The following is a 12,044-nucleotide window of genomic DNA, read 5'->3' as shown; positions in this document are numbered from 1 at the left end:
GAATTTATAGGTGAAGTATGCACGAATACAACACGATTGCTGAGTCAAAAAACTTTATCGTACTTGATAAATATATTAAGGAATTACAACTTAATGAGGCTTATCAGAGTGAGAATGATTTAGAACGGGAATTAATCGATGATTTAATCAGCCAAGGTTATGAACATGTGACCGGCTTAAATACGCCCCAAAACATGCTGGCTAATGCGCGGAAGCAATTGCAGGCACTGAACAATGTAGAATTTCTGGATAGTGAGTGGCAACGCTTTGTTGAGCAGTACTTAGATAAGCCCAACGATAGCAGCATAGATAAAACGCGTAAAATTCATAACGATTATATCCACGACTTTGTTTTTGATGATGGGCATATTGAGAACATCTATCTGGTCGATAAGAAAAACATTCCCCGTAATAAACTACAAGTCATTAAGCAATTCGAGCAAGCAGGATCGCAGGCGAACCGATACGATGTGACCATTTTGGTTAATGGTCTGCCATTGGTACAAATTGAGCTTAAAAAGCGCGGAGTTGCTATTCGTGAAGCCTTTAACCAAGTGCATCGTTATAGCAAAGAGAGTTTTAATACAGAAAACTCACTGTTTAAATACTTACAGCTTTTTGTGATTTCAAACGGTACAGATACCCGCTATTTTGCCAACACCACCAAGCGTGATAAAAACAGTTTTGATTTCACCATGAATTGGGCGAAGTCTGATAATAAATTAATTAAAGACTTGAAAGATTTCACGGCGACATTTTTACAGAAAAATACCTTGCTGAATGTGTTAATTCATTATTCTGTCTTTGATATTAGCAATACTTTATTAGTGATGCGCCCCTATCAAATAGCGGCAACTGAACGTATTTTGTGGAAAATTAAAAGTGCGTATCAGGCTAAAAATTGGAGTAATACGGAAAGCGGTGGTTTTATTTGGCATACCACAGGTTCGGGAAAGACCTTAACCAGTTTCAAAGCAGCACGTTTGGCCACTGAGCTGGATTTTATCGATAAAGTGTTTTTTGTGGTCGATCGTAAGGATCTGGATTACCAGACCATGAAAGAATATCAACGTTTTTCGCCTGACAGTGTTAATGGTTCGGAAAGTACCGCAGGGCTAAAACGGAATATTGAAAAAGATGACAATAAAATTATTGTTACGACCATTCAAAAACTGAATAACTTAATAAAAAGTGAAAACGATTTACCTATTTACAATAAGCAAGTGGTGTTTATTTTTGATGAGGCACACCGCAGCCAGTTTGGTGAAGCACAAAAAAACCTAAAGAAAAAATTTAAAAAATATTATCAGTTTGGTTTTACCGGCACGCCCATTTTCCCGCAAAACGCATTGGGAGCAGACACCACCAGTAGTGTGTTTGGGCACCAATTACATTCGTATGTAATTACTGATGCTATTCGTGATGAAAAAGTATTGAAGTTTAAAGTTGATTATAACGATGTAAGACCACAGTTTAAGTCCATTGAAACAGAGTTAGACGAGAAAAAGTTAACCGCGGCAGAAAACAAGCATGCTTTTTTACATCCCGTTCGTATTCGTGAAATTTCCCAGTATATTTTAAATAACTTCAGGCAAAAAACGCATCGTCTCCAGGCCGGTGGCAAGGGGTTTAATGCGATGTTTGCGGTCAGTAGCGTGGATGCGGCCAAAGCTTACTATGAGGCGTTCAAGCATTTGCAAAAAGATACTGACGAAAATAAAACAAGCAGAAGACCGCTTAATATTGCCACCATCTTCTCTTTCGCCGCCAATGAAGAGCAAGATGCTAAAGGTGAGATTATTGATGAAAGTTTTGAGCTCACCGCGATGGACAGCAGCGCCAAAGAATTTTTAAGCGCAGCCATTGATGATTATAATGCCGCGTTCAAAATGAATTTTGGTGTGGATAGTCAAGGTTTCCAAAATTATTATAAAGATCTCGCTCAGCGAGTCAAAAATCAAGAAGTCGATTTACTGATTGTTGTTGGTATGTTTTTGACGGGATTTGATGCGCCGACACTGAATACGTTATTTGTCGATAAAAATCTGCGTTTCCACGGCTTAATGCAAGCTTTTTCACGCACTAATCGTATTTATGATGCCACAAAAACCTTTGGTAATATCGTCACCTTCCGTGATTTAGAACAGTCTACAGTTGAGGCTATCACTTTATTTGGTGATAGCAATACCAGAAATATTGTGCTGGAGAAAAGTTATCAAGAATACATGGAAGGCTTTACTGATTTAGTCACCGGCGAAGCACGCCGTGGATTTTTAGATGTAGTGACAGAGTTACAAAGACGCTTTCCTAATCCTGATGATATTGTTAAAGAGCAAGATAAAAAGGATTTTGCCAAGCTATTTGGCGAATATTTGCGTGTAGAGAATGTACTGCAAAACTACGATGAATTTGCAGGATTAAAGGCTCTACAGCATGTAGATATGAGTAATCTGGAAGCTGTTGAAGCATTTAAAGCTAAATACTACCTAGACGATGAAGATATCGCTGCTATGCAAGCGATTGAGATGCCGACTGAGCGTGCTATTCAAGATTATCGCTCGACCTATAATGATACGCGTGATTGGTTACGCCGTGAAAAATCATCTAATGAGAAAGATAAATCGACTATTGACTGGGATGATGTCGTTTTTGAAATAGATTTGCTCAAATCACAGGAAATTAATCTGGATTACATTCTTGAGTTGATTTTTGAAAACAATAAAAAGAATAAGAATAAGGCAGAATTAATTGATGAAGTTCGCCGTTTGATTCGTTCCAGCCTTGGTAATCGAGCAAAAGAAAGTCTAATTGTTGATTTCATTAATCAAACTAATTTGGACGAAATTATCGACAAAGCCAGTATCATTGATGAATTCTTCAAATTTGCTCAAGCTGAACAAAAACGTGAAGCAGAGGAGTTAATCAATTCTGAGAACTTAAATGAAGATGCGGCTAAACGCTATATCACAGCATCATTAAGACGAGAATACGCAAGTGAAAACGGCACAGAACTCAATTCAACGCTACCAAAGTTAAGTCCGCTTAACCCGGAATACAGAACGAAAAAGCAAACCGTTTTCCAGAAAATTGCTGCATTTGTTGAAAAGTTTAAGGGGGTAGGTGGGCAAATATAGGTATAAGCTATATACAACACCCGATCTGCTATTAGCTATCATAAACCACTTATCAGCCATTTAGACGCCTTGGTGTTTAGATGGCTATTACGCTATTTCTCCCTCTTCCATTTGCATCATTATCTCACCTTTCCTCGGTTCACAAATTGATGTGTTTCAATAGCTTTAAACACCACAACAGATTGTAATTATTGTGAATTTTTATGAGGCTATTTTTAACATCAAACAATAGTTGACCTTGACAAACCTAATCGATTAGGTATTAACCTATTATGACAAAGATCCTATCGCCTGTAAGGATCACCTACTGGGTAGCGAAACAAAACTCCCGTAGCCTGAAAAAGAGAGAGCAATAATTGCGGTACATCTGCGCATCTTTGGAAGCAGATATTGTCAGACATAAACCCCTTGTCTGGCAATGAAGGTTTATTAAGCTAGAAATACGCTCAAAAGGCGTTTTTATCTTACCATAGAAGTGTATTGAACATTGAATCATGCATTTTCTTTCATATCAACATAAAGCATATTTTCCTTTATCTTCAATGAACAACAGGATGGCTTTCGCACATCCGGTTCACGCTTCTCACGATCACTGTCTGAAGTATTCAGCAGGCAGTCTTTCTACACCTGACAATTAACCCATAGCTACCATTTGGGCACTTCAAGGCTTGCACAGCCTTTGCTGATTGTTTGCAGAACTCAAGGCGTCACTTTTTGCGGATTTATCGCTGAAAATGACGCCGCAGCAAAAGGGCAACACATCCCTGATAGGCTCTGGCCTAGTTAACCACACAGTGAATCTGACACTGTATTTTATAGATTGAAAAAGTATCAAAAGGAGAACTTGATGATATCGAGGCTGGCGTTTAGCCGATGGGGATGACCTGCAAACGCAGGCGGCAGTACAGCGTACTCAACCGATACCCCGCAATACCTCAACTTGTGTTCACTCTGGCGCACAGATATCCGTCAAGGGCAAAGCAGATATTTTTTGTTTTGTCCGAACTATCGCGCGCCAGAGATTGCATGTTGTCAGGTATTAAATAGAAGCCAATGAGTCGATTGATTGAAGAATTAAAGTTTTTGCCAGGGAGATTGGCGGTAGCTATAAAGCCTACCATGACCGCATTCGGGATATTGATCGTTATGTTGAGCGTGTTTATATTCGTTAAACTTAGTTGTTTAGTTATTTAGTATTATAAAACAATAAGTTAATCATTACAGCCATTGGGGCAATCCAATGGTCAAGGCGTTGCGGCCTTGTGTTCACAGACACTGGTAAGAAGTTTTACCAGTGTGCCTGCATTCGCCCTTTCAATGGTGATTCAGGCGGTGGAGGCAATGCCTCGCTGGTGTGAACCCAGTCCGCGAACCCTGCTACTATCAATGATCAATTAATGGAAAGGGTAGCAGGAATGAATAACAGCGTTAAAAACGACTGGCATCAGGCCGATATTATTGCTGCATTGCGTAAACGTGGTACAACTTTAGCGGCCGTTTCTCGTGAGTCAGGACTCAGTTCATCTACATTAGCAAACACTCTCAGTCGTCCCTGGCCTAGAGGTGAATGGATAATCGCGGATTATGAATATGTTTCCACGGGCTGATAAACCGACCTTTCTATAAAATATTTACCGCCTGATGGATCAAGCCAGAAAAGTCTACTGCCCCTGAAAATAAAATGATTGTTTCCCAATGACTTAATAAACACTATTAAAAAAACACCATCAAATAAATAATATAAATAAATATTTCATCAGTTTTCAATAAAAATTGATATTTGCTAATATTAATATCATAAGCATTTGTTTTTGATATTGATTATATAAGAAAATTCTGTAGAGTCTCAAACCTGTAAAAAACAACAACCAATTATATTTATTTTTCATATTATTAATAGTGATTATTATCACTTTTGAATTTATAAACAAGTGGAAAATCATATGGAAGAGCTAATTGCCATAGCTAAATACCCTATTGGCCTGGATCCGGAAAAGCTTTTTGCCATGCCTAAACTTAACTATGCATTTATACGCATAAATAATATTTGTAATGCACGTTGCGAATTTTGCGATGTATGGCAAACCGCTCAGATTGATGCACATAAACAAATAGACATGATTAGACTCTGGCAAGAGTTAGAGGCTCTTTCACCACAGGAGGTAAATATTCATGGAGGAGAGGCTTTTTTATCAAAAGATTTTCTGGCTATTTTGGATTGTAATAGAAATACACCGATCTCTATTACAACCAATGGAACTGCTTTATCAAAAAAGATTTTCAATCGTGTACAAAACAAGAGTCATCTTGTCAGAAAATTTTATATCTCAATTGACCATGTAGAACCTGAAAAAAATGGCGAGTCACGAGGCATTCGTTGGCTAACAAACAATCTTTATGATGCCATGGAATATATTAAGCAGGAAATACCCGGTTCTATTATTATCGTTAATCATGTCGTTACTTCATTAAATTACGATACTATCGATAAGTTTCTGCTTAAAATGGCCGAACTGAGCGTTGATGGTGTTAATCTTATTCCGATTAAAGATTATCCTTTACTGTTTTTAAATAGTGCTCAAATTAAGTTATTTATGCAGAAAATAAATACTCTATTGGAAAGCAAACAGATTTCACGCCATTTATTTATGGATGCCAATTATGAAATTTTCGGCCGCAATGAGGAGGATTATTGCCGCGCTGAAATGGGACATTATAATGCGTCTGGCAAAAAAGCATGTGCCATTCCATTGACAACACTATTTATCGATGCTGTAACAGGAAATGTCTATCCTTGCGATACCACGATGTATCGACCAAACCCTGAGCAATATATTATGGGGAATGTCTTGGAAAGTTCATTACACGATATTTGGCATGGTGATAAATTCTCACTCTTCCGTAAAAAAATGTATCCCGTAATCACTTGTAACTGTATTAAAGGCTGTGATCCTGCCAATAGATTAAGGTAAAACTATGTCTCTAGAAATACATATCAATAATCAGGCTAGTTTTCATCGCGGGAAGCCGACTATTTTCTGTATGCCAGATATCAAAGATAGTGAGCGCTTTGTTCAACTCTGCTATCAATATAATTTAAATCTTATTCTATTGATCAAGAAAAAGTGGCTGGATTCAACGGATTGCTCTTTAGCATTGGCATATTTGGTGGTTGATGATCCGCTAGCTAATCACACCTGTAAAAAAATAACAGCAGCACTGAAACAGGTCAAAGGCACACTATCAATTATCACAGCCCCAATTCACATCAATTACTTTATCGCTTTTTCTGAGCTTCATGTTGAATTGATGGCCTCCATCGCAACCCATATTAACCAAGATACCCACATCATTGATGTAGCCCAATCATTTAGAGATAAATGGATAATGCGCAAGACTGCCAATGAACATGGGCTGTTTTGTCCCAAATTCACTCTGGCATCAGAGATGTTAATCTCACCTGAACATTTCGAGCGCTTTACTGAATCCGTTGAGAATTCTGCCAAACACAAAGGCAACCAGGTTGGTTTTATTATAAAGCCCCGTTCATTTTGGGGATCGATGGGGGTGACCGAGCATTCAGACCGCACTTCCTTATTTTATGCATTACAGCAACTTGATACACCTGAAGAGTATCTAGTGGAAGAAAAAATCCAGGGCAGGTTACTGCATGTTGATACAGCAGTATTCCAGCATAAGATTATCTATCAAAGCATTGGAGTTTATGCCTGTTCATTACTCCCTTCCGATCAAACCAAACCTAACCATTTTATGTGGCATACCATGTTACCAGGCTCCCCAAATAGCCACAGGTTGTTTGAATTTAATCGACGGGTATTGCAGGCATTCAATCTCGAATACGGTTTCACTCATACTGAAATTTTCATCGAAGAAAATACCGATAATCTTATACTTTGTGAAACCGCATCACGCCCACCAGGTCTCAGGCTATTCGAGCTTCATGCGAAGGCCTATGGTAAGCATGCTTTTGATGTCTTTATTAATGCATTAATTTCCCCTGCCTTGGCTTGCAAAGAGCCTTCTTTTCCCATAAAGAACGATGATCTTAATTGCATTGGTATGATCATTTTTAACCCACCGATTGGAGAAGTAAAATCCATAACTCCTATAGAAGAAATTATTGATGAGCATGTGATTGAATGGGAGCAATATGCCAAGATTGGCAGTTATTTTTCCAGCACCCATTACACTGAAAAAATGGGATATGTTATTTGCTCTGCCAAAAATGAACATGAATGCGTGAAATATTTAAACAATTATAATAATAAATTTAATTATACAACCATAAAAAAAGATTAATACAATGATAAGATATCTGTTTCTTTTTTCTTTATTTATTAATGGCGTTGGCTCAAGTATTCTTGCCGTCGGATATCCCTATATCTTATTATCTGAGAATACGCCAATGACATACTATTATGCCAATATGGGAGTCATATTTTTATTTACATCCATTGGCGCTTTGTTATGGGGATATAAAATTGACTATTCATCAGACATCTGGAAATTTCGTATTGTTATATTATTGATTGAAATTTTTAGTACATTGTTATTATTAATATTATTACTAAGCGAAATAGCATTCTCCCCTGTTATGTTGCTTTTATTTATTTCAATACTGGAATTTCTTTTTGCCTATGAAATTCCATGGTCACGTGTTGCCTGGCATGAACTTAATGACTGGATAGGGCAACAAGGTGGTAAACATTTGAATGTCTCGCTCTATATTGTTATTGCAACATCGCTTATTTCAGCTCTTGGCCCTGGATTTGGCGCTCTACTGGGAATTACTCAAGGGATAGATACTATTGTGACTATCAAATTATTCTCTCTGTTACCTTATTTTTATATCTGCTATCTTATGATAAAAATGCAAATAAAACGGACAGCAGAGCATAAATCTCAGTTGTCCGTTGGGTTACGTTCTGTATTTCAACAGAGCTATTATAAGACATTTGCTATTACTATTGTCTTTACAATTCTTGCCAATGCGTTTTTGATGGTGGCACTCCCTGTTGTTGTTATGGAAAGTCTGGCAAATGAAAGTTATGGATTGGTCACCTTGTTCTATTTACTCAGTGCCCTGATACCCATTTTCTGTACAACATTACTCAATAGAACAAGCGTTGATAACCGTATCCAACGTTATCCCATTTCAATATTTATTGGTATGTTTATATTTGGTATTCTGTTTTTTCAGTTAAACATGTTTTATGCAAAGTCCTTTTTCTATTTACTCTATAACATTGCAATAATTTATTTTAATGTCTTAATTACCAAGACCATTTATCAAAAGGGATTAGAAATGCAACAAGGTCGTCTGTTTTCTTTATTTCAGATCACAATGAATTTTTCATTCCCAATCGCTGCAATCATCGTATCCATTGCTCCTGACTCCATACAATCTTTTTTACCTGTGGTCGGTTTCTCTATACTTTTACTGATTGCAATAGCTGTTTATTTAATAATTCAAATGAATAAAGTATCTGCTCCGGTTCATCATTGGCACAGGTAATATTAATAAAAATATTGATTATTAGGATTATAATATGTCATATCTTAGACCTTACCTCGGTAATACCAAGATTGCTGATAATATACAATTCCGCTTGCAAACTGTTCTTGATAATAAAGCGGTATTTAGATATGCCACAGAGAGCCAATATTGCCGTCAGGCAGAAAGGTTGTTACAAAATATTCTGCATACCCAATTTGCCATTCTACTGACAAATGGTACTGTTGCGCTCAAAGCTGCTTTGCTTGGACTCAGGCCCAAAGTAGGGCAATGGGTTCTTATTCCTTCCATCTCATTTATCGCTACTGCCAATGCCGCGCTCAGTTGTGGATTAATCCCTGTTCTCGTTGATGTTGATGACAATGGCATGATGTGTCCAGAGGCATTAAACAAGACGTTAAATCAAATGGATACCAAACCTCTGGCAGTCATTGCCGTTCACCTGGAAGGTACTGCTGCTTCAATTGCTGAAATCGCCCAAATTTGCCAACAACATAATGTGTATCTGATTGAAGACTGTGCACAAGCTATGGGGGTGAAATATCAAAATCAGTCTGTGGGCACATTTGGCGAATATGGCGGTTTCAGTTTTCAGGCCAATAAATTAATCAGTAGCGGTGAAGGGGGGTTACTCATTGCCAAAAATAATTCTTTGTTTATCAATGCCTGCATGATGACTGACCACGGTGCTGAGCGTACAGCAGAGGGTTACCCAGATTGGAGTCATAGTATTGGTTTTGGTGACAATAATAAATTCAATGAAATACAAGCTGCATTGCTGATTAACCAACTGGAAAATATCGAACTGTTCCGCGCCTTATTAATAGAGCGTTATCAAGAAATCCTGAAACATTTACCCGCAGATTGGATCACCCCACGCCCAAAGGGGACGATACCCGTTTCTGTCTGGTTAAAACGCAGCAAATTGCCCAAAGATCGCTTCAATTCAACACTGCTATATGATTGGCAAGCCTGGGATCTGGCTAACCACCCGATTATAAAAAATCAGCTTTCTCCCTACTCTGACCGTTTCCCTTGGGCTCTGCAAGAAAGTCCACTCTCTGTATCAGCATTAGAGAAACACAAAGTCATCGTAAGTGACCGTATTTGCCTGCCTGTACCTATTGATAATGCGATTTACGAAAATGTCTTACAGTGGGCGATGGAAGGAAACTTGTCATGATGTTAGACAATAATTTTTTCACTCAGATCAACGGAAATAACCAGCCTGTCCAATATGTGTTGGGAGGCTCTTGCATCTGTTACGCAAAAGGTGTGCCTGCCCGGCTTTCACTACAAGATTTGATCGATTCTGTGCTGCCAACAATTATCGCTTCACAGCACAATGCCTCTGTTTATCTCTATTTTCAATCTCATGAAGCAATCATGATGGCCGACTTGTTACATTTTGATCCGCAACAAGCTAACCACAAAACAATGAGAGAGTGGTTAGAAGCCGGCATTGTTTATACTTTGGAGCAGCTTGACATCCCTTTACCCCATAAGATCCGGCAGCATATTGATCTGTTGGTTCCTGATATCAAAACGGTGTTACCAACTTCAATGCTATATGGTCTCTACGCCAAAAAACCGGATGCCACTTATCCGCAGGGAACAGATGAAGAACAGATGATATTGGATGTGTATTACCGCAACATTACCCTCTATACACCCGAATTCCTCAGCACAGTGCTTGAAATTCCTCCAGAACAAGCACTGTTTGTGGAAAATACCACGCAACAAAAAGCAATCCAGATTTACTATCATGCGACTGGGCAGAATTGCAATATATTGCTTTATACCCCGGCACCAAATACACAAGGAAAGGAAATGTGTTTGGGCAATAGCAATCATAAAATCGAGTTACGCCTCACCACAAAACAGATTATGCATCGTGCCGCTAAAATTGGTCATGACGATTACTATCAAACCGTCTTTAACCTGCATTCTATTGTAGATATCATGCGAGGCTGGCAATTAAAGGTATTAGGCAATGAAGCATAAAACTGTTGTTGTCATTAGGGGAACACCGGCAAGTGGTAAATCCACAGCGTGCAACGGCCTGAAAGATGCCATGTTGGCGCAGGGGCTAACCGTCTCCTATTTACCCTGGGATACTTTTCATCATTTTGTTGAACCAAGAACAGACCTTACACAAAAAGTCATCATGGAAGACACTTTGCGGTTGTTAAAGGTTGCTGATGATTGTCTTGATGCCGGTAGTGACTTGATCATTCTGGATGGCGTATTTATTTATCCTGAAGAAATTGACGCTATCCATTCCCTATTGGCGCGAAAAGGTGTTCGAATTCTGTATTATCGGCTCGTTGCGCAGGAACCAACGCTGGTTACCCGTAATCAGGAGCGAGCTATAGAAGATCGTTTACCCGATTCCCGTATCAGAGAAGTCGCCCAGGATCGTTTATGGGATAACAATATCCCTCATGAAACGTTGCTTGATAGCACGAAATATTCTCCAGACAGTATTGTGGCTCTGATAAGCCAAGCAATTATGCAACAATCTGCACCAATTGCCCTTTTTTCCAATCCAACCACATCTCATTTATGGCGTTTGGGTACAGCATTGCGTTACTCTGAATTCAGACGTTTTGAACATGTTGATCTGGTTTGGCAAGAAGGCCAGCAACAGTGGCAAAGCAATACTTTCTTCGATTTCACTTTTACGCCTCAAGAAGAAAAAGAATTGCTCTCTTTTTTAAAGCAGCAACCTGTTTTATTTAAGTATTTGAACGAAAAATCCCGCGTCTATTCCTACCTGCGTGATTTAGCGCAACAATACGGTTTACGATGTTATGAAGAAAGCAAATGGTCAGCTCCCATTGTCAACATACCTCCTAAGACAAGGGTGGCTAATTTTTTGATCCAGCACTCAACACGATTAAAACGCAGCCTTAAGAAGGCACAAACTTACCATACCATCACACGTTACAGTACTTCGGCTCAAATTGAACAATTGTGGCAAGATGCGCTGTATGTAGACGCGAAGGGCTGGAAAATCATTCAACAAAGTGATATGCGCAGCCTGAATCGTGAAGACCTCCAATATCTTCCTGGACTGTTATCCAAAAGTAATCAATATCATCTGGCAGTCACTTATGACGATAACGGTACGCCTGGAGCTTGGTCTTTGATGATAAACAACGGTGCAGGTCAATGGTATGCCGCTAAATGGGGTTGTAGTTATCAGGGTAGAGAAAAATTGATGGGAATCAATTGCCTGATTAGTCATCTGGAAACGCTCTATTGCCCTTATACTGGCCTTCAACTTGATCTATGGGGCAGAGAAAATGAATTCTATGACCAGTTAGCCAATGAATATATTGAACGTCTTCATCTCAGGATAACACCATGAT

The 12,044-nt window shown here is 38.8% G+C and carries 8 protein-coding genes and 1 pseudogene; all 9 read left to right on the top strand.

Features of this window, described 5'->3' with window-relative positions:
• Positions 1-17: 17 nt before the first annotated feature.
• Complete coding sequence (locus tag AAC852_RS16995) at positions 18-3,134, top strand: type I restriction endonuclease subunit R (protein WP_340622017.1); 3,117 nt, start codon at positions 18-20, stop codon at positions 3,132-3,134.
• Between the two features lie 1,073 nt (positions 3,135-4,207).
• Positions 4,208-4,306 carry a phage integrase N-terminal domain-containing protein gene (locus AAC852_RS20090; RefSeq protein ID WP_422824317.1) on the top strand — a complete coding sequence of 33 codons (99 nt, stop codon included), beginning with the start codon at positions 4,208-4,210 and terminating at the stop codon, positions 4,304-4,306.
• A 243-nt stretch (positions 4,307-4,549) separates the two neighbouring features.
• A pseudogene (locus AAC852_RS16990) lies at positions 4,550-4,720 on the top strand (helix-turn-helix domain-containing protein); the annotation flags it as partial.
• A 357-nt stretch (positions 4,721-5,077) separates the two neighbouring features.
• Positions 5,078-6,106: a radical SAM protein gene (locus tag AAC852_RS16985; RefSeq protein ID WP_340622016.1), complete on the top strand. Its 1,029-nt coding sequence runs from the start codon at positions 5,078-5,080 to the stop codon at positions 6,104-6,106.
• Between the two features lie 196 nt (positions 6,107-6,302).
• Positions 6,303-7,454, top strand: coding sequence for an ATP-grasp domain-containing protein (locus tag AAC852_RS16980; RefSeq protein WP_340622015.1), 1,152 nt, complete (start codon positions 6,303-6,305; stop codon positions 7,452-7,454).
• A 4-nt stretch (positions 7,455-7,458) separates the two neighbouring features.
• Positions 7,459-8,670: an MFS transporter gene (locus AAC852_RS16975; protein ID WP_340622014.1), complete on the top strand. Its 1,212-nt coding sequence runs from the start codon at positions 7,459-7,461 to the stop codon at positions 8,668-8,670.
• A gap of 34 nt (positions 8,671-8,704) precedes the next feature.
• Positions 8,705-9,853, top strand: a complete 1,149-nt coding sequence (locus AAC852_RS16970; protein WP_340622013.1) for a DegT/DnrJ/EryC1/StrS family aminotransferase — start codon at positions 8,705-8,707, stop codon at positions 9,851-9,853.
• Positions 9,850-10,674, top strand: coding sequence for a hypothetical protein (locus tag AAC852_RS16965; RefSeq protein ID WP_340622012.1), 825 nt, complete (start codon positions 9,850-9,852; stop codon positions 10,672-10,674). Before AAC852_RS16970 ends, AAC852_RS16965 begins: the two co-directional genes overlap by 4 nt.
• Complete coding sequence (locus AAC852_RS16960; protein WP_340622011.1) at positions 10,664-12,043, top strand: P-loop nucleotide/nucleoside kinase family protein; 1,380 nt, start codon at positions 10,664-10,666, stop codon at positions 12,041-12,043. Before AAC852_RS16965 ends, AAC852_RS16960 begins: the two co-directional genes overlap by 11 nt.
• Position 12,044 lies beyond the last annotated feature (1 nt).

The organism is Xenorhabdus siamensis, from assembly GCF_037996745.1.
Taxonomy (GTDB): Bacteria; Pseudomonadota; Gammaproteobacteria; order Enterobacterales; family Enterobacteriaceae; genus Xenorhabdus; species Xenorhabdus indica.
The sequence above is the reverse complement of the archived record's forward strand: the minus strand, read 5'-3'. Positions and strand labels throughout refer to the sequence as shown.

What these genes read in the sequence shown, in the direction of transcription:
- AAC852_RS16995 (WP_340622017.1), top strand. Translation starts at nt 18, where the DNA reads ATGCACGAATACAACACGATTGCTGAGTCAAAAAACTTTATCGTACTT.
- AAC852_RS16970 (WP_340622013.1), top strand. Translation starts at nt 8,705, where the DNA reads ATGTCATATCTTAGACCTTACCTCGGTAATACCAAGATTGCTGATAAT.
- AAC852_RS16960 (WP_340622011.1), top strand. Translation starts at nt 10,664, where the DNA reads ATGAAGCATAAAACTGTTGTTGTCATTAGGGGAACACCGGCAAGTGGT.
- AAC852_RS16965 (WP_340622012.1), top strand. Translation starts at nt 9,850, where the DNA reads ATGATGTTAGACAATAATTTTTTCACTCAGATCAACGGAAATAACCAG.
- AAC852_RS16985 (WP_340622016.1), top strand. Translation starts at nt 5,078, where the DNA reads ATGGAAGAGCTAATTGCCATAGCTAAATACCCTATTGGCCTGGATCCG.
- AAC852_RS16975 (WP_340622014.1), top strand. Translation starts at nt 7,459, where the DNA reads ATGATAAGATATCTGTTTCTTTTTTCTTTATTTATTAATGGCGTTGGC.